Raw genomic sequence first — 17,695 nt, forward strand, 5'->3', positions numbered from 1 at the left:
ATCGGCTGCGTTCCCCTGCCACTCCCCGTCACACTTTGCTCGGCTTGAAAACGTAACCATTTGAACTGATGTCACAAATCGGCATTTTGTCGATCCAAGGCTCTCTTTGCTCCTCCTAGAATGGGCCCTTATCCGAACTGCCCTGCTCAAGGAATGGCTTATGCGTCGCGCTCCCAACTTATCCCCTCTCTGGCTCGCCCTGCTTGCCAACCCTCTGCTGATCGGTCAGGCCATGGCCGCTCCCGAGGTTCACCTCTATGTGGATGGCCAACCGGTAGCGACCCCGATCGCGCTGGACAAGGGGGCGGTCGAGCTGACCCACACCCTCGCCAAGGGGAGCCACCAGATCCGCATCAGCGACGCGGGCAACAGTTGCGGTACCAGCTTTGGCCCGAGCGAGAGCAAACCGCTCCCCTTCGGCACCGCCCAGCCCATGGACAAATGCAGCAAGGGGCAAAGCTTTAACCTGCGAGTGATGCTGGCGGGGGACTATCAGTTCACCTTCAACCCGGATACCCCCAGCCTCAAGGTGCTGCGGGCGACCAAAAAGAGCGAGTTCAAACGCCAGCCGCCAGAGGAGCCCTGCATCAGCTGGGATGGCGGGCCGGTCACGGTATCGCTGAAAGGAGTCTGGCCCGACGGCACCCAACTGCGGGATGCCTACTCCGGCCAGCAAGGGGTGGTCAAGGGCGGTAAGCTGACCCTGACGCCGAGCAAAGAGAGCGGCGGCCTGCTGCTGCTTGAGCCAATCAAGGCGGCCAAGCCAGCACCGTTCAGCTGGGATCAGGCGAGTGTCTATTTCCTGCTGACCGACCGCTTCAACAACGGCGATCCCGCCAATGACCACAGCTTCGGGCGCCAAAAGGATGGTCAGGACGAGGTGGCCACCTGGCACGGTGGTGACTTCAAGGGGCTGACCGCCAAACTCGACTACATCAAGCAGCTCGGCATCAACGCCATCTGGATCACCCCCATGGTGGAGCAGGTGCACGGCTTCATTGGCGGCGGCGAGCAGGGCAACTTCCCCTTCTACGCCTATCACGGCTACTGGGCGCTCGACTTCACCAAGATAGACCCCAACTACGGCGACGAAGAGAGCCTCAAGACCCTGGTGGACGAGGCGCACAAGCGCGGCATGCGCATCATCCTCGACGTGGTGATGAACCACGCCGGCTACGCCACCCTTGCTGACCTGCAGGATTTGGGGCTCACCGATCTCACCCGGAACACAGACAAGCTGCCGACCGTCTGGAACCAGTGGCACCCGAGCGGCGGCCTCAACTGGCATGGCTACAACCAGTTCATCGACTACCAGTCGCCAAAGTGGGACAAGTGGTGGAGCGGTGACTGGGTGCGCGCCGGGCTGCCCGGCTACCCGCAGCCCGGCACTGACGACGTCACCGGCTCGGTGGCGGGGCTGCCGGACTTTCTGACCGAATCGACCAAGCCGGTGGGGCTGCCGCCGCTGCTGACGGCGAAAAAAGATACCAAAGCCAAGCCGCTGCCCGACGCCACCGTGAGCGACTACCTCATCGCCTGGCACACCGACTGGGTGCGCCGCTTTGGCATCGACGGTTTTCGAGCCGATACCGTCAAACATCTGGAGCCCGAGGTCTGGGCCCGCCTCAAGCAGGCTGGCACTGCTGCTCTCAAGGAGTGGAAGGCCGCCAACCCGACCAAGAAGCTCGACGACCTCCCCTTCTACATGGTGGGTGAGGTGTGGGATCACGGGGTGGCCAAGGATTTCTGGTATCAGAACGGCTTCGATTCGCTGATCAACTTCGACTATCAGCGCGAGTTCGCCCTGCCCCAGGCCCAGTGTCTGGCCAGCGCCGAGCCCACCTATGCCAGCTACGCCAGCCGCATCAATCAGGACCCCGAGTTCAACGTGCTGAGCTACATCAGCTCCCACGACACCAAGCTGTTCTTCGGCGACTATCAGGACGTACCGCTGCAGCGCCGGGTCGCCAGCAGCTTCATGCTGCTGCCGGGCGGCATCCAGATCTACTACGGCGATGAGTCAGGGCGCGGACTCGCCAGGGATGGCGGCGTGTTCGATCAGGCACTGCGCTCGGACATGAACTGGCAGGAGCTGGCCGGCGGCGACAAGGCCGAACTGGTCAAGCACTGGCAGCGGCTCGGCCAGTTCCGTGCCGCCCACCCGGCGGTAGCGGCGGGCAGTCACAAGAAACTGGCCGACAGCCCCTATGCCTTCGTGCGGGAGAAGGGGGATGACAAGGTGGTCATCGTGTTCGCCGGCCGGGAAAAATAGAGGCGAAGAGGCTGAGAAAACAAAAGAGGGGAGCCAGTGGCTCCCCTCTCTTTTGCACGTCTATCGGCTTACTGCGTCTGGCGTACAGCCGCTGGCCACTGCAGGCGCGCTTTGACCAGGGTCTCCTGCCACAACGGCCAGGCCAGCAGTGCCTGCTGATAGACCCCCGCCTGACCGGGCAACTGGATACCGTAGCTGGCCAGCCGATAGGCCATCACCGCATAGAAGGCGTCGACAATGCCCGCCTCGCCAAAGTAGAAGGGGCCCCGCGCCTGCGACCAGATCTCCTGCAAACGGGCCAGTTCGCCCACCGCCTCAACCGGCGGCTCGCTGCGGGTGGGAGCACCAAGAAAGAAGGGCAACAGAGTGCGGATCTGGCGAAAACCGGCGTGCAGCTCGGCGCAGAGGCTGCGAGCCAATGCCCGCTCGGCCTGAGATGCGGGATAGAGTTGGCGATCGGGGCACAGCTCGTGAACATATTCGGCGATAGCCAGCGAGTCGTGTACCCGCACGCCATCGTGTTCGAGCAAGGGCACCAGCCCGGCCGGCGCCACCCGCTTGAGCCGCACCAACGACTTGGCATCTTCCAGATCGAACACCTGCTCCTGCCATGTCAGGCCGCTCATGGCCAGCACCAGTGCCGCCCGCATCGCCCAGGTGGAGCCCGTGCCCACCGTCAATACCAGAACTCCCATCTTTGCCTCCTGCAGGGACTTGCGCTTTACGCCCCGTCGGCCTCTTGGCACGACATCCGGCGCCCGCTTCACATTTGCGCACAGGCAGGTTTGACCCTCCCGATGAGCGATGCTAGTTTGATTTTTCAAAACAATCAGTTAGCAACCATGTGAGCCATTAACTGAGATATGGACAGCCAATTTACCATCGTCATCGCAGATGACCACCCCCTGTTTCGGGGCGCCCTCTATCAAGCGGTGCACATGGCCATCAACGATGCCCATCTGCTGGAAGCGGACTCCATCGACAGCCTTACCCACCTCCTCGGCGAGCATCCGGAGGTCGACCTGCTGCTGCTCGATCTCAAGATGCCGGGCGCCAACGGCTTTGAAGGGCTGGCTCACCTGCGCGGCCAGTATCCCGACCTGCCGGTCGTGGTGGTATCTGCCTCGGAGGACCCCGCCATCATCCAGCAGGTGCTGCGCCTTGGCGCGCTCGGCTTCATCCCCAAATCGGCGCCGATGAAGGAGCTGGTCACCGCCCTCAATACGGTGATCGGGGGCGATAACTGGGTGCCGGAGGGGATCTCGCTCCATCCCGAATCGGAAGATGGTCCCGATTTCGCCAGCAAGCTGGCCAGCCTCACCCCCCAGCAGTACAAGGTACTGATCATGCTGCGCGACGGCAGCCTCAACAAGCAGATTGCCTGGGAGCTCAACGTCTCCGAGGCCACCATCAAGGCCCATATCACGGCGATTTTCCGCAAACTCGGGGTCAAGAACCGAACTCAGGCGGTCATCGCGTTGCAGCAGATGGATATCAAGGAGGGTTGAGCCCTCCCATCCAGCCAGCAACTTATCTGCCGCTCGACAAATAGCACGATCGTACTTTATGCTGCCACCAGCCATGAGGAGATCGTGATGAGCAAGGGGCGCCTGACCCGAGAAAACATTTTGCAGACAGCCTTCGAGCAGGCGAGCCAGCAAGGGCTGGAGAGCCTGACCATCGGCTCGCTGGCCAATGCCTGCGAGATGTCGAAAAGCGGCCTGTTCGCCCACTTCCACTCTCGCGACAATCTGCAGATCGCCGTGCTGGAGTACGCTGCCGAGGTGTTTCGGGCGCGGGTGATCCAGCCGGTGCGCCAGCAGGAACACCAGAGCCAGCACGACAAGCTGATCGCCCTGCTGCAGGCCTGGCTGGCCTGGAACCAGAGCTTTGCCGGACGCTGCATGTTTCTCGATGCCTGGACTTCGGCGCAGGAGGGTGAGGTGCAGCAGGCCGCCCGCCAGCTGGTGCGCTTCTGGCTCGACTATCTGGCTCGTCAGGTCGCACAGGGACAGCTGGAGGGGGAATGGCGCGAGGGGATGGATCCCTGGCGTGCCGTCTACCGCCTCTATGGCCTCTATCTGGCGGATCAGGTGTTCAACGCCCTCAATCTGTGTCAGGATCCGGCCCGCCACTTCTGGCCCGAAGTGGAAGATCTGCTCGCCAGCTGGCGCTGATCTCCTGGCAATCCTTTTTTAAAACCGACAAAAAAGCACGACCGTTCGAACATAAAAACGACAGGATGACCATGAGCAGCAAGATCTACTTCAACACCCGCCGCTTCAGCCCGAGCAAATGGCTGCTGGGGATCGGCACCCGATTGCACCATACCCTGGCCCCCGGCCATGCCAAGCGCACCGCCAGCAAGTTGCTGCTGACCCCCCAGCGCAACCAGCGGGACAACGCAGCGCCAGCCGGTCTGGTCAAGCAGGCCGTCCATACCAGCGAAGGGACGCTGATGAGCTACCGGCTCGGTCAGGGGCCGCTCTGGCTGCTGATGCACGGCTGGTCAGGCAGTGCCAGCCAGTTCTACCCGCTGATGAGCCATATCGCCGCACAGGGTTTTACGGCAATAGCCTACGATCACCCGGCCCACGGCCACAGCGCCGGTCATACCGGCCACCTGCCTCGCTTCGTGCGCGCCTTCGACGAGTTGACCGCCCGGCTGGCAACGGAAGTGGGCCCTGTCCATGGGGTTATCGCCCACAGTATGGGGGGCGCCGTCACCCTCTCCAGCCGCCAGCAGCATCTTGACGGGCTGCCGCTGCTGCTCATCTCGCCAGTGCTCGACTATGTGCCCCAGCTCTACGGCATGGTGGCACGCTCCGGCTACTCCATCCGGCTGTTCGATGCGGTGGTCAAGGAGATTGAACAGGAGTATCAGCACCCCTTGAGCACGGTCGATCCACTGGGTCGCCTTGCCAGTCGCAACGGCGAGGCCATCATAGTGCACGATGAAGAGGACAGATTCGCCCCCCATAGCGACTCCCTGCGGGCCAGCCAGGATGGGCATACCCGGCTGGTGAGCACCCGGGGTCTGGGCCACGGTCGAATTCTTGCCAGTGCGCCGGTATTCGCCGCCTTCGATCAGCTGGCACGACCGGAAAATCCTCTCCGGGCCCTTTGACCGGGGGCCATGAAAAAAACGGGCAAGCGCCCGTTTTTATATTTGATACAGCGCCTTATAGTTAATTTGTCAGTGGGAGCATCCTTATCAGAACACTATAAGGCGTCAGCATATGGCCAGACCCAATACAGCGTTGTTGCTCACCGGAGGCGGAGCGCGCGCCGCCTATCAGGTCGGTGCCCTCAAGGCCGTGGCGGAGCTCTATCCGCGCAATCTCGGCATCCCCTTTCCCATTCTGTGCGGCACCTCTGCCGGGGCCATCAACGTCACCGCACTCGCCTGCTACGCCTCCAGCTTTCATCTGGGGGTGCGCAAGCTGGAGTGGGTCTGGCGCCGCTTCGAAACCCACCATATCTTCGATTTTCACCCGGGGCGCCTGCTGTGGCGACTGATGTACGAAGGCTCGGCCGGCCTCATCAATCCCGATACCAACCACGCCTTTCATCTGTTTGACAATGCGCCGCTGCGCCGCCTGCTGGATCAGCTCATCGACTATCACCGCATCGATGACAACATCCTCTACGGCAGTCTGGAGGCGCTGGCCATCACGGCATCCGATTACGACGACGGTCTCTCCACCACCTTCTTTCAGGGACGGGCCGACCACCATCCCTGGGAGCGAGCCAGACGGCGCGGGGTGCGCACCCTGCTCACCTCGGATCATCTGCTCGCCTCCTCGGCGCTCCCCTTTGTCTTTCCGGCCACCCATATCGGCGACAAGTTCTACGGCGATGGCTCCATCCATCAGCTGAGTCCGCTCAGCCCCGCCATCCATCTGGGTGCGGAGCGGATCCTGCTGATCACGCTCGATCCGCCGGCGCACTCGGCACCGACTCACCACCATGGCCACCTCACCAGCTCCAATATCGCCAGCCATCTGCTCGATACCGTCTTTACCGACACCCTCAACTCCGATCTGGAGCGGCTGTGGCGCATCAACCAGACTCTTGACCTTATTCCGGAGCGGGAGCGCAATCGCCTCAAGCTGAAGCGGGTGGAGACCTGCGTGCTCAAGCCAAGCGAAGATCTCGATGCCATCGCGCTGGCCTATCTGCGCAAGCTGCCGGTGCAGTTGCGCCGTCTGTTGCGCGTGTTGGGGGTGAAGGGGGATGAGACCAGCAGTCTGGCCAGCTTTTTGATGTTTTATCCGGGCTACTGCCAGCAGCTGATCAAGCTGGGCTATCGGGAAACCCTGAGAGAGCAGGCCCGGGTGATCGACTTTCTCGGTATCGAGCCTCAGCCGAGGGAGAGAGAGTAACCCTTCTCAGCGCCCCTCCAGCAGGCGCTGCTCCGCCTGCTCGATGGCGACCGCGGTACCAAACAGGATCAGCCGATCACCAGCCTGCAGGGTCAGCTCATCTCGAGGCTCCAGCATCTGATCGCCACGCTGCACCTCCTTGATCCTCACCTCATCCAGCGGCAGCTCACGCACTTCGCGCCCCACAGCCCACGCCTGATCATGCAGCATCAATGGGTGGAGGCGCTCCAGCAGCTGATCAGCTTCCAGATTGTTGGCGCTCTGATCCCCCCAGTAGAAGCCGTGCAGAAAGCGATACTGGCTGCTGCGCTCATGCTCCATGCGCCGGATCACCCGCCCGAGGGGAATATCGCAATTGACCAGCAGATGGGAGACCAGCATCAGAGCCCCCTCCTGGGATTCCGGGATCACCTCAAACGCCCCCGCCTGCTTGTACTGCTCGAGAAAGCTGTCATCCCGGGTGCGTACCAGCACCTTGAGCTCCCCCGCCAGCTCGCGGATCAACGCCAGCATCGCCTCCACCCGCTTGCGATCGTCGAAGGTAATGATCACCAGCCGGGCCCGCAACAGACCGGCCGCCAGCAGGATGTCGCGCCGGCTGGCATCGCCAAAGGCCACCTGCTCCCCTGCCTGCTTGGCCTCGCTCACCCGCTCCGGGTCAAGGTCGAGCGCCAGAAACGGGATCTCCTCGAGCTTGAGAAAACGGGCGCAGGTCTGCCCCGCCCGGCCAAACCCGGCGATGATGACGTGCTGGCTCTTGCTGAGCCCCGACTGGGCGACTTCGGAGCGGGTCAACAGCGCCGGGTCGGTCAGACTGCGGGCCAGCGAGTGGGCCTGAGTGACCAGCCAGGGGGTCATGGCAATGGAGATGATGCCGATGCCGATCAGCCGGGAGACCAGTTGCGGATCCAGCAGGCCGTGGTGGAGTGCCAACGCCAGCAGCACAAAGCCGAACTCCCCCACCTGACTCAACATGATGCCAGCCGCCATGCTGTCGCGCTTGCGCTCTCCCATCAGCCGGCCGGCCAGCAGCACCAGCAGGGATTTGCAGAGCACCAGCACCACCACGCAGAGCAACACCTGCCACCAGGCCTGAGCCACCAGCACCCAGTCCATGTTCATCCCGATGGTGATGAAAAAGAGCCCCATCAGCACGTCGCGAAAGGGCTTGATGTCCACCTCAAGCTGATGGCGATAGTGGGACTCCCCCAGCATCATGCCGGCCAGAAAGGCTCCCAGCGCCATCGAGAGACCGAGCGAATAGGTCATGAAAGCGGCCAGCAACGCCACCAGCAGGGCGCTCAGCACGAACAGTTCATCGGAGCGGGCCCGCGCCACCTCGTGAAACAGCAGCGGCAACAACCACTTGCCCACCGCCAGCAGGCTCAACAGGGCGAAGAGCCCCTTGAGAATTGCCCAGGCGATCTCGGCAGCCAGCGCGCTGCCCTGCACCTGTGGCTCAGCCAGAATGGGGATCATCACCAGCAGAGGCACCACCGCCAGATCCTGAAACAGCAGCACACTCACCCCCAACTGGGCACGACGGGTGTGGAGCTGCTTCTGCTCGCCCAGCTGCTTGATCACCACCGCCGTCGAGGAGAGCGCCAGCGTGCCCCCCACCACCAGCGCCTGCGCCAGACTCAGCCCCAGATGCCAGCCAAACCAGAAGAAGAGCAGCGAGGTGAGCAGCACCTGCAAGCCGCCCACTCCCAACACCAGATAGCGCATCGCCAGCAGCTTGGGGAGGGAGAACTCCAGCCCCAGCGAGAACATCAGAAAGACGATCCCGAGCTCGGCGATGGTCTGCATGATCGACTGGCCGGTGATCACCGCCAGTCCGTGCGGGCCCAGAAGTACGCCGGCAATCAGGTAGGCGAGGATCACCGGCAATCCAAAGCGTCGGAAAATTGCCACCAGCAGGACGGCGGCGAAGAGCAGGATCAGCAGGTCTGTGTACAAATTTTCCCCTCCTTTTTATCAACTTAAGTCTAGTCAGCCGATCCTTGGCTCAGGAAACATATATTGGGCATGCCAATTGCAGGTGAAGGGGAGCAGTCAAGTGGTTACAGGTGGAAGACCATGGAAAACAGATCGTCACTCAATGGCTTTAGCCATGGCATCGAGCAGTGGGTTCGCCAGATGGAGCGGCTCACGCCCTTGCCCAGCGTAGAACGCAATCAGTTGCTGGAGCAGTTGCTGGGGCAGCACGAGCTCGGCGGCCTGCTGACAACTTTTGCCGATCGAGCGGCAAAAATTGTCAGGATCCACAGTCTCTATATGGACGGTAGCCACCCCCATGTACTGATCCAGCACCCACCGATGGCCACCCTCAACCTGCACAGCTACCTGTTCGAGCTGCGCGGCCAGCATGAGCAGCTGCTCGGCCAGCTCCACTACGAGCTGGAACACCCGCTGAGCGGCAGCCAGCAGCGTGTGCTGCTGCAGTACCATCAGCTGCTCAGCCTGTTGCTGCCCCTCTACATGCGGCTGGAGAAACTGGATCAGCAGGTACGCCTCGATCACCTGACCGGCCTTGGCAACCGCTCCTATTTTGACGAAGCCATTGGCCGCGCCATCGAGCAGCACAGCCGCGAGCCCCATGGTCTGGTGCTGGTGCTGCTGGATCTCGACCGCTTCAAGCAGATCAACGACACCTGGGGCCACCCGGTCGGGGATCTGGTGCTGAGCCGCTTCGCCCAGCTGCTCAAGGGGTGCATCCGCAGTACGGATCAAGCCTTCCGGCTCGGGGGGGATGAGTTCGCCCTGCTGCTGCAACCGGCCGAACCCGAAGCCTGGCGTCCGGTCTGGCTGCGCCTGCAACACATGCTGATGACCAACAAGGAGCTCAGCACCTTCTCGGTCGGTTGCAGTCTGGGGGCAGCCAGCTGGCAATCAGGCGTCAGTGTACAAGCTCTTTACGAGGCGGCAGACAGCCACCTCTACGCCCGCAAAAAAGCCGGCAAAGCCGGCCTCGCGGAATAACCGGGTACTCTTCTTTGCTCCGGCACATGAAGCCATGTGACCGGAGCCCTTTTTTTCACTCCGATTCCTGCTCAGGCAACAGCAACCCCTCTTGCGTTGGCAACCATTGGCATGAGAGCCCCCCCTGCTCTGCCATAAATCCGTCGCAGACAAAGAGTCCGACCACAGCCGCCACCTGCTCGCCATAGTAGAGGATAGGGATCCGCCCCCGCTGCCACGAAGGAACGCCGTACTCCTGCAGCAGCTTCTTCAAGCGGCGGCTGCCACCACGTCCCACCGGCTTCAGCATGGCCCCCGGCACCACGCCAAAGCGCACCGACAGAGGCTCCTCCGGTCTGGGCAAACGCAGCAACCCCTCTCCCGCTTTTTCCATACGTACCACCAGTTCACCCAACCCATCCGGCAGGGTCAGCGGCTCGCCCACGGTGAGCGGCAACAGCTGATGGCAGGGTTGCAAGTCCGGGCTCACCAGATAGAGGCGCTCCTGAAAACGGCGGCAACTCAGGTCGCCCCAGTTGAGCTGCGGATTGGCATCGGGCCGCGCCAGCGCTACCTCCTGCCACAGCCGGGCAAGCTGCTCGCGCGATGGCATCTCGCCCCCCTGACGGCGGATCCAGTAGCGCAGCAGGTTGTTGCGCCGGGTCGGCGAGAGTGCATGCAGCGGGCCGATATGGAGCGCCTCCCCTTCGCCAGCCAGATGCCAGTCGCTCTCGGCCAGCTCGTCCAGCAGCGCTTCCTGCTCGGCGCACAGTGCCATGCTGCGGACGGCTGTGCGGGCAATGGCAGGCCAGCGCGCCTTGAGTTGGGGGATAAGCGTCTGGCGCAGAAAATTGCGGTCATAGCTCACGTCCTGATTGCTCTCATCCTCGACCCAACCATAAGGCAGGGTGGCGGCAACCTCGGCCAGTTCGGCTCGGCTGATATCGAGCAGCGGCCGCAGCAGCAGACCGCCAGCAAAGGGCTGGCTTGGCAAGATGCCGGCCAGACCGCGCAGACCGGCGCCGCGCTTGAGGGCCAGCAGCAGAGTCTCCAGCTGATCGTCCTGATGGTGGGCAGTGAGCAGCCACTCCCCCTCCGTCATGTGCGCCATCAGCCGCTGGTAGCGGGCGGTGCGTGCCTGCGCTTCCAGACTCTCGCCATTGCCGCGGGCAAGGGTTACCCGCTCGACAATGAGCGGCACCGCCAGCTGCTGGCAGACCGACTCGCAGTGAGCCACCCACTCATCGGCATGGGAGCTGAGACCGTGGTGCACGTGCAGCGCCCGAAGCGGCAAGCCGTGCTCACGGGCAAACTGCGCCGCCAGCGCCAGCAGCAGGGTTGAGTCGAGGCCACCGCTGAAGGCCACCAGCAGGCGAGTGGAACCTTCCGGCTCTGGCAGAGTCTGACAAAAGCGAGAATAAAGATGAGAAATCATAGGCTTCCCCAAAACGGACCGGCCGATCTTAGCAGAGTCGCGGCTGGCAAGCTGCACTGTGGCAACTCGGGGCTCGTTCGGGAGCATTCATCCTGACGACGCCGCTTGCGCCGGCACGGCAACCCACCCTAGAGTAGGGCTCGCCTGCGCAGACCCGAAAGTCACCAGTTCAGAAGAGGCGCAGGCAGGGAAGCAAACAACCCGATGTGGAATCAGATCCCATGAACAACAAGAAAAGCATTCTGGTCGGCCTTATCGGGCTGGCCCTGTTGGCTGGTTGCAGCCAGGCGCCCGAGAGCGCGCCGAAACACTCCGGACTGGCGCTGGCCAATATGGACACCCGAGTCAAACCCGGCGATGACTTCTTCCGCTACGTCAACGGCAAGTGGCTCGCCACCGCCAAGATCCCCGACGATCGCCCCGCCGATGGCGCCTTCTACATGCTGCGGGACAAATCCCTTGCCGACGTGCGGGTGCTGGTCGAGGGGCTGGCCCATCAGCAGGCCACTACCGGCACGCCAACCCAGCAGATCCGCGATCTCTACGCCAGTTATCTGGATCAGGCTGGCCGCGACGCCAAGGGGCTCACCCCGCTGGCGCCAGCGCTGGCCGACATCGACCAGATCCGTGATCAGGCGGCGCTGGCCCGCGCCTTTGCCCAGTCAGGCCGCATGGGCGGCGGCGCACCGTTCGGCATCTGGATAGATGCCGATGCCAAGGCGCCGGATCGCTATGCAGTCTACCTCTATCAGGGTGGGCTGGGGCTGCCGGATCGCGACTACTACCTCAAGCAGGATCCCGACAGTCAGGCGCTGCGCCAGAAGTACCAGCAACATATCGCCGCCATGCTGAGCCGCCTCGGTGAGTCTGACCCGAGCGGCAAGGCCAAGCGGATTCTGGCCCTCGAAACCCGGCTCGCCACCATCCAGTGGGACAACGTCGCGCTGCGGGATCGGGAGAAGAACTACAACAAACGCCCCGCCAGCGAGCTGGCACGCCTTGCCCCTCACCTCGACTGGCAGGCCTATCTCGATGCGGCCGGCATTGCCGCCCAACCGGATCTCGTCATCGGTCAGCCGACCTATCTGAGCGCGCTGGATCAGGTTGTGGCCCAGACCCCCATCGCCGACTGGCAGGCCTACCTCAAGTGGCAGCTGCTGACCGACTACGCCCCCTATCTCGACAGCGAGACCGACCGCGCCAACTTTGCCTTCTACGGCACCACGTTGAGCGGCACGCCCAAACAGCGCGCCAGCTGGGAGCGTGGACTGGGGGTGTTGAACGATCATCTGGGTGAAGCGGTTGGCCAGCTCTATGTGGCCCGCTACTTCCCGCCTGCGGCCAAGGAGCGGATGGAGCAGCTGGTTGAGAACCTGCGCACCGCCTATCGCCAGAGCATTGAAGAGCTCGACTGGATGTCGCCGGAGACCAAGACCCAGGCGCTCGAAAAGCTGGCCAAGTTCCGACCCAAGATCGGCTATCCGGACAAGTGGAAGGATTACAGCGCCATCGCCATCAAACCGGATGATCTGGTCGGCAACCTGCAGCGCTCGCAAGCCTTCGAGTATGCCGACAATCTGGCTCGCCTCGGCAAGCCGGTCGATCGGGACGAGTGGCACATGTCGCCGCAGACGGTGAACGCCTACTACAACCCGAGCAACAACGAGATCGTCTTTCCGGCGGCCATTTTGCAGCCCCCCTTCTTCGACATGACAGCGGATGACGCAGTCAACTACGGCGCCATCGGCGGGGTGATCGGCCACGAGATGGGTCACGGTTTTGATGATCAGGGGGCCAAATCCGACGGTGACGGCATGATGCGTGACTGGTGGACACCGCAGGATCTCAAGGAGTTCCGCTTCCGCACCAGCCGGCTGGTGGCCCAGTACAACCGCTTCGAGCCCATCAACGGCCAGTTCGTCAACGGCCAGTTCACCCTGGGCGAGAACATCGGCGATCTGGGCGGCCTCACCATAGCCCACAAGGCCTACGAGCTGTCATTGGATGGCAAGGAGGCGCCGGTGCTGGATGGCTTCACCGGCGAGCAGCGCTTCTTCCTCGGCTGGGCGCAGGTGTGGAAAGGAATGTATCGCCCCGAGCTGATGCAGATGTTGCTGCGCTCCGACCCCCACTCGCCGCCCGAGTACCGGGTCAACGGCGTGGTGCCGAACATTCCCGCCTTCTACGAGGCATTCAACATCCAGCCGGGGGACAAACTCTATCTGCCGCCCCAGAAACGGGTGAAGATCTGGTAATGATAAAAAAGCAGGGCCCAATCATGGGCCCTGATACAAAAGAGAAAAATATGAACAAGACGCTTCTGGCTCTGGGACTTCTTTCCCTATGTGCGAGTGCTACTGAAGCTTGGGCCAGTACCATAAAACAGCGAGAGTGCTATCCCTCACAGGATCTTCGTATTTGTCTGTATCAGGATTCTCGCGTTGCATCGGATCCAAATGCGGGTTTTTATTCTGAAGCAGAAGGCCCCTGGGAACCACCTCTGGTCAACGCAGAAATACGCATTTTTGGCAAAAAAATGAACAACTTGCTCGATTGAAAGTATTTCGTTTAGCAAAAATCCGTCCTACCAAGTTGATAGATCAAACAAAACCAGTTTTTCTTCTGGATGAAGATCGCTCTATGGGAGCCGGAGGATTTAATGGTGTGGAATCACGACCTTTTACTGCATCACCCAAAGGCATCCATTTTTTACCGCTAAAAGGATCTGATATAAACAAAACCTGGACACTTTTATCAGCACTCAGGGCTAATTGGCGCGAAGTTCCCTCCGGTTTTTTGGTAGTAAGTTCTTTCCCAGATATCCCTAAACAAGGTGAGTGGGATGGCGAGTCGACCAAAACCACATTTAGCAGACTAACTCTCGACAAAGGCATATTTACTATTTCAAGTAGAAGCGAACCCATATATTGGGAAAGCGAAAGTGATTTTCCAGAAGAACAGTTGTTTCCAAAGTAGTGAACTCAAGAAACAAATGAATACCTTTCATCCAAATAGCCAACACATGACAGGAGCTGCCATGAAGCGAGCATTATTATTTCTTTTGGTTATTGGTACATCAGTTCAAGCCGAAGAGGGATTTAGCAAACAGCTGACACTCCCCTCCGGTCAGGTGATCACGGTGGCCGAAGGACGCGGTGAACCCGCCTCCATAGGCAGCTACGATGTGCGCCTCTACTCCGGCGCCAATCCCCAGTTCCCGCTGGATCAGTTCATCGACGGCAAGGTGCTGCCGCGCGATGGCTCTATCAAGGAGCTGAAATTGCTGGATCTCAACGGTGACAAGCAGCCCGAGCTGGTGGTCATCATGGAGAGCGCCGGCAGCGGCAGCTACCTGAGCGCCGACGCCTTTACCATCAGTGCGCAGGAGGGGCTCGACACCTTCAACCATGTCGAGGGACTCGGCCCCAAGGAGGATGTGATCGAGGCGCTCAAGGATCCCAAGGATTAAGGCGCGACTGCCCCACATCCTTCAGAAATAGAAAAAGCCCTGACCAGCAGGGCTTTTTTGTATCCAGAATCGGCGACGCTGCTACTCAAGGCGAGTGGCCTTTGTGCGCACCAGCGGCAACGCCATTTCGTGCTGGGCCGCCACCAGTTGCAGCTCGTAGGCCCCCGTCAGCCAGGTGCGAGCCAGCACCGCATCGACACTGGCATTGGTGCGCTCGAACGCCACCACCGGAGTGAAACCGGCCAGCAGATTGGCCAGCATGGTGGCACTCAGCAGATCCCCGACCCCGATGGGGTGGCGGGCAAAAGGGTAGAGCGGACGCGAAAGGTGAAACGCCCCCTCCTCGCACACCAGCAGCATTTCGAAGCGGTCCATGGCAAAGCCGGCTTTGCCCAGATGTTTCACCAGTACCATCTTGACCCCCTGCTCCCGCAGCTGCTGGCACGCCGCCTGCGCCTGCGAGACATTGCCGATATCGCGACCGGTCAGCTGCTCCAGCTCCAGCAGGTTGGGGGCCAGGAGGTCGGCGCGGGGCAAGGCCCGCTCCCGGAAAAAGTCGGTGACGCCGGGCGCCACTATGCACCCCTTGTCCGGGTGACCCATCACGGGATCGCAGAAGTAGAGGGCGCCGGGATTGCACGCCTTGAGCCGGGCCACCGCTGCCAGGATCTCCTCCCCCTGCTCGGCCGAGCCGAGATAGCCGCTGAGCAGCGCATCGCACTGGGCCAGCACGCCAATCTCCGCCAGCCCATCCACCAGCTGGGCGATATGGCCCGCCGGCATCACCATCCCCTGCCACCCCTCACTGTACTGGGTGTGGTTGGAGAACTGCACCGTGTTCATCGGCCACACCTCGATGCCGAGGCGACGCATGGGAAAGACGGCGGCACTGTTGCCGGCACAGCCAAAGACCACATGGGATTGAATGGAGAGCACTCGCTTCATGATGACTCACGCAAGAAAAGAGAAATTCCGGAGGGAAAAACGGGCCTTGCGGCCCGTTGTTGTCACTGTGATTAACGCAGCACCTTGACGGTGTAGCTGCCATCGGCCTGACGATAGAGGCCGTGGATGTCGGTCTCGAAGCCCGGGTAGTGGGCACCGATCTCGCACAGCATCTCGAGGAACTCGAGCACCGGCAGAGAATCCTGGGTCACCATCTCGCCCGGCAGAACCAGCGGTACTCCCGGCGGGTACGGCAGGATCATGTTGGCGCTGATGCGGTCAACCATGTCACGCAGCGGTACTTCCACCACGTTGCCGGCCAGCTCTTGCTGCCATGCGGCGTGCGGAGTCATCTTCATCTCCGGCAGTACGTCGAACGCCTTGAACATCAGCTCCGGCAGACGGTACTTGCTGGTCAGCTCGTGAATACGCTGCGCCAGCTCCTGGATACGCATCCCTTCGTAGAAGCTCGGGTCTTCACGATAGAGGCTCGGCAGGATGCTCTTGATGGTCAGGTTCAGATCGTAACCACGCTTGAACTCGGTCAGGGCGCGCAGCAGCTGCATCGCCTTGGACTGATCGATACCGATGGAGAAGAGGAACAGCATGTTGTAGGGGCCGGTCTTCTCGACCACGATGCCGCGCTCGTCCAGGAACTTGGAGACCAGTGAAGCAGGAATGCCCTTCTCCAGCAGTTGGCCGTCACGACCCATACCCGGAGTCAGCAGGGTGACCTTGATCGGATCCAGGTACATGTGGTTGTCATCGATGTCCTTGAAGCCGTGCCAGTCATCTTTCGGATCCAGCTTCCAGCACTCGACGGTGTCGATATTGTCCGGCTGCCATACGTCGAAGAACCAGCCTTCGCTCTGATCACGCAGACGCTTGATCTCTTTGCGGAAGGAGATGGCGCGATCGATGGAGTCCTTGATCAGACGCTTGCCGGTGTTGCCACGCATCATGGCAGCAGAGATCTCGGTAGAGGCCACGATGCCGTACTGCGGCGAGGTGGAGGTGTGCATCATGAAGGCTTCGTTGAAGGTCTCTTCCTCCACGTCCCCCTTGATGTGGATCATCGACGCCTGGGAGAAGGCCGCCAGCAGCTTGTGGGTGGACTGGGTTTCGTAGAACACCTTGCCCGGCATCGCTTCACCGCTCATGCCGCACTTGCCTTCATAGATCGGGCTGAAGTTGGTGTAAGGCACCCAGGCACTGTCGAAGTGGATGTAAGGAGTATCCAGACTCTCCTTGATGAAGCCGGTGTTGTAGAGCAGGCCATCATAGGTGGAGTTGGTGACTACGGCGTAACGGGGAGCCTGGGCACCCGGTGTCGCGGCAACCTTGGCAGCGATGGTCTCGCGGCTGAATTCGCTCTGCGGGATACCACCCAGAATGCCGTAGGCGTTGCGGGTCGGACGGAAGTAGATCGGCGTCACGTCGTTCATCATCATCAGGTGAGTGAGCGACTTGTGGCAGTTACGGTCAACCAGCACTGTGCTGCCGGCCGGCGCGGAGTACATGCCGACGATCTTGTTGGCAGTGGAGGTGCCGTTGGTAACGATATAGGAGCGATCGGCGTTGAAAGTACGGGCGATGTACTCTTCGGCTTCCTTGTGCGGACCTGAGTGATCCAGCAGGGAGCCCAGCTCCGGCATGGAGATGGAGACGTCAGCCTTGAACGCGTTCGGGCCGTAGAAGTCATAGAAGATGCTGCCGGCCGGGCTCATCTGGAAAGCGGTACCACCCATGTGACCTGGAGTACAGAAGGTGTATTTACCCTCTTCCACGTACTTGAACAGTGCCTTGGTGAACGGCGGCAGGATGGCGTCCTGATACTCCTGAGTGGCCTGACCCATCTTGAGGGCGATGTCGTCAGCCATGCCGAGACGGTACTCAAAGAAGTGCACGTTCAGACGCAGGTCGGTCAGGTGAATATCCAGGGTAGATTGGTCGTTGGCGAAGGCGAAGATCGGCAGCTTCTCGTTGCGATCGTGGATCTCCTTGCACAGACCCAGAGAGTATTTGTCCCAGTCGAAGATGGCGCCGCAAACGCGGGGGTTCTTCTCAATCAGTTTCAGCAGGTCGGCGACGTCGACCGGATAAACAACCTCGAAACCCTTGCGCTCGAGGGAGGCTTGCAGCTGGCGAATGGGTTCTTCTTTAAAGAAAACGCCGAGGTGGTTGAGGATGGCAATGATATTCATCGTAATGCTCCACACGTAAAGGGG

The 17,695-nt window shown here is 61.3% G+C and carries 15 protein-coding genes; 10 read left to right on the forward strand and 5 right to left on the reverse strand.

Annotation, left to right across the window (positions count from 1 at the left end; translation table 11 throughout):
* Nucleotides 1–160: 160 nt before the first annotated feature.
* Complete coding sequence (locus AAHA39_RS05550) at nt 161–2,272, forward strand: alpha-amylase (RefSeq protein WP_320656597.1); 2,112 nt, start codon at nt 161–163, stop codon at nt 2,270–2,272.
* Nucleotides 2,273–2,340: 68 nt separating this feature from the next.
* Here the strand turns inward: AAHA39_RS05550 and AAHA39_RS05555 are convergent, their stop codons facing one another.
* On the reverse strand, nt 2,341–2,967 hold the full coding sequence (locus AAHA39_RS05555; protein WP_320656596.1) for a glutathione S-transferase: 627 nt from the start codon (nt 2,965–2,967) through the stop codon (nt 2,341–2,343).
* A gap of 168 nt (nt 2,968–3,135) precedes the next feature.
* Between AAHA39_RS05555 and AAHA39_RS05560 the strand changes: the two genes are divergently transcribed.
* The 4 genes from AAHA39_RS05560 (at nt 3,136) to AAHA39_RS05575 (ending at nt 6,657) form a co-directional block, all read left to right on the forward strand.
* On the forward strand, nt 3,136–3,780 hold the full coding sequence (locus tag AAHA39_RS05560) for a response regulator transcription factor (RefSeq protein ID WP_033115787.1): 645 nt from the start codon (nt 3,136–3,138) through the stop codon (nt 3,778–3,780).
* An 87-nt stretch (nt 3,781–3,867) separates the two neighbouring features.
* On the forward strand, nt 3,868–4,449 hold the full coding sequence (locus AAHA39_RS05565) for a TetR/AcrR family transcriptional regulator (protein WP_320656595.1): 582 nt from the start codon (nt 3,868–3,870) through the stop codon (nt 4,447–4,449).
* A 71-nt stretch (nt 4,450–4,520) separates the two neighbouring features.
* On the forward strand, nt 4,521–5,399 hold the full coding sequence (locus AAHA39_RS05570; protein ID WP_263084409.1) for an alpha/beta hydrolase: 879 nt from the start codon (nt 4,521–4,523) through the stop codon (nt 5,397–5,399).
* 112 nt (nt 5,400–5,511) lie between these two features.
* The gene (locus tag AAHA39_RS05575) at nt 5,512–6,657 is read left to right on the forward strand and encodes a patatin-like phospholipase family protein (RefSeq protein ID WP_320656594.1); all 1,146 of its coding nucleotides are present in this window, start codon (nt 5,512–5,514) and stop codon (nt 6,655–6,657) included.
* A 6-nt stretch (nt 6,658–6,663) separates the two neighbouring features.
* On the opposite strand, the gene AAHA39_RS05580 is transcribed toward AAHA39_RS05575, so the two are convergent.
* Nucleotides 6,664–8,616 carry a monovalent cation:proton antiporter family protein gene (locus tag AAHA39_RS05580; protein ID WP_165791375.1) on the reverse strand — a complete coding sequence of 651 codons (1,953 nt, stop codon included), beginning with the start codon at nt 8,614–8,616 and terminating at the stop codon, nt 6,664–6,666.
* A gap of 120 nt (nt 8,617–8,736) precedes the next feature.
* Here AAHA39_RS05580 and AAHA39_RS05585 point away from each other — a divergent pair, with 120 nt between their 5' ends.
* On the forward strand, nt 8,737–9,639 hold the full coding sequence (locus tag AAHA39_RS05585) for a GGDEF domain-containing protein (protein ID WP_033115791.1): 903 nt from the start codon (nt 8,737–8,739) through the stop codon (nt 9,637–9,639).
* Nucleotides 9,640–9,694: 55 nt separating this feature from the next.
* Here the strand turns inward: AAHA39_RS05585 and tilS are convergent, their stop codons facing one another.
* Nucleotides 9,695–11,053, reverse strand: a complete 1,359-nt coding sequence (gene tilS, locus AAHA39_RS05590; protein WP_320656593.1) for a tRNA lysidine(34) synthetase TilS — start codon at nt 11,051–11,053, stop codon at nt 9,695–9,697.
* 221 nt (nt 11,054–11,274) lie between these two features.
* On the opposite strand from tilS, the gene AAHA39_RS05595 reads away from it, so the two are divergent.
* The 4 genes from AAHA39_RS05595 (at nt 11,275) to AAHA39_RS05610 (ending at nt 14,522) form a co-directional block, all read left to right on the forward strand.
* Nucleotides 11,275–13,308: a M13 family metallopeptidase gene (locus AAHA39_RS05595; RefSeq protein WP_320656592.1), complete on the forward strand. Its 2,034-nt coding sequence runs from the start codon at nt 11,275–11,277 to the stop codon at nt 13,306–13,308.
* 50 nt (nt 13,309–13,358) lie between these two features.
* The gene (locus tag AAHA39_RS05600; RefSeq protein WP_320656591.1) at nt 13,359–13,610 is read left to right on the forward strand and encodes a hypothetical protein; all 252 of its coding nucleotides are present in this window, start codon (nt 13,359–13,361) and stop codon (nt 13,608–13,610) included.
* Entirely contained in the window at nt 13,607–14,029 is a 423-nt protein-coding gene (locus tag AAHA39_RS05605; RefSeq protein ID WP_320656590.1) for a hypothetical protein, read from the forward strand. The genes AAHA39_RS05600 and AAHA39_RS05605 overlap by 4 nt, the downstream gene beginning before the upstream one ends.
* 61 nt (nt 14,030–14,090) lie before the next feature.
* Nucleotides 14,091–14,522, forward strand: a complete 432-nt coding sequence (locus tag AAHA39_RS05610; RefSeq protein WP_156852321.1) for a PliI family lysozyme inhibitor of I-type lysozyme — start codon at nt 14,091–14,093, stop codon at nt 14,520–14,522.
* An 81-nt stretch (nt 14,523–14,603) separates the two neighbouring features.
* On the opposite strand, the gene pdxY is transcribed toward AAHA39_RS05610, so the two are convergent.
* Both pdxY and AAHA39_RS05620 read right to left on the reverse strand, forming a co-directional pair.
* Nucleotides 14,604–15,467 carry a pyridoxal kinase PdxY gene (gene pdxY / locus AAHA39_RS05615; RefSeq protein WP_320656589.1) on the reverse strand — a complete coding sequence of 288 codons (864 nt, stop codon included), beginning with the start codon at nt 15,465–15,467 and terminating at the stop codon, nt 14,604–14,606.
* A gap of 71 nt (nt 15,468–15,538) precedes the next feature.
* The gene (locus AAHA39_RS05620; RefSeq protein WP_043849356.1) at nt 15,539–17,671 is read right to left on the reverse strand and encodes a lysine decarboxylase CadA; all 2,133 of its coding nucleotides are present in this window, start codon (nt 17,669–17,671) and stop codon (nt 15,539–15,541) included.
* Nucleotides 17,672–17,695: the final 24 nt, after the last annotated feature.

Origin of the sequence: Aeromonas sp. SE22, assembly GCF_038739755.1 — a bacterium.
Classification (GTDB): domain Bacteria; phylum Pseudomonadota; class Gammaproteobacteria; order Enterobacterales; family Aeromonadaceae; genus Aeromonas; species Aeromonas jandaei.

Coding starts and splice junctions, on each gene's coding strand:
- AAHA39_RS05575 (WP_320656594.1), top strand. CDS start 5,512: ATGGCCAGACCCAATACAGCGTTGTTGCTCACCGGAGGCGGAGCGCGC.
- AAHA39_RS05600 (WP_320656591.1), top strand. CDS start 13,359: ATGAACAAGACGCTTCTGGCTCTGGGACTTCTTTCCCTATGTGCGAGT.
- AAHA39_RS05555 (WP_320656596.1), bottom strand. CDS start 2,967: ATGGGAGTTCTGGTATTGACGGTGGGCACGGGCTCCACCTGGGCGATG.
- AAHA39_RS05560 (WP_033115787.1), top strand. CDS start 3,136: ATGGACAGCCAATTTACCATCGTCATCGCAGATGACCACCCCCTGTTT.
- AAHA39_RS05570 (WP_263084409.1), top strand. CDS start 4,521: ATGAGCAGCAAGATCTACTTCAACACCCGCCGCTTCAGCCCGAGCAAA.
- AAHA39_RS05550 (WP_320656597.1), top strand. CDS start 161: ATGCGTCGCGCTCCCAACTTATCCCCTCTCTGGCTCGCCCTGCTTGCC.
- AAHA39_RS05585 (WP_033115791.1), top strand. CDS start 8,737: ATGGAAAACAGATCGTCACTCAATGGCTTTAGCCATGGCATCGAGCAG.
- AAHA39_RS05595 (WP_320656592.1), top strand. CDS start 11,275: ATGAACAACAAGAAAAGCATTCTGGTCGGCCTTATCGGGCTGGCCCTG.
- tilS (WP_320656593.1), bottom strand. CDS start 11,053: ATGATTTCTCATCTTTATTCTCGCTTTTGTCAGACTCTGCCAGAGCCG.
- AAHA39_RS05610 (WP_156852321.1), top strand. CDS start 14,091: ATGAAGCGAGCATTATTATTTCTTTTGGTTATTGGTACATCAGTTCAA.
- AAHA39_RS05620 (WP_043849356.1), bottom strand. CDS start 17,671: ATGAATATCATTGCCATCCTCAACCACCTCGGCGTTTTCTTTAAAGAA.
- AAHA39_RS05565 (WP_320656595.1), top strand. CDS start 3,868: ATGAGCAAGGGGCGCCTGACCCGAGAAAACATTTTGCAGACAGCCTTC.
- pdxY (WP_320656589.1), bottom strand. CDS start 15,467: ATGAAGCGAGTGCTCTCCATTCAATCCCATGTGGTCTTTGGCTGTGCC.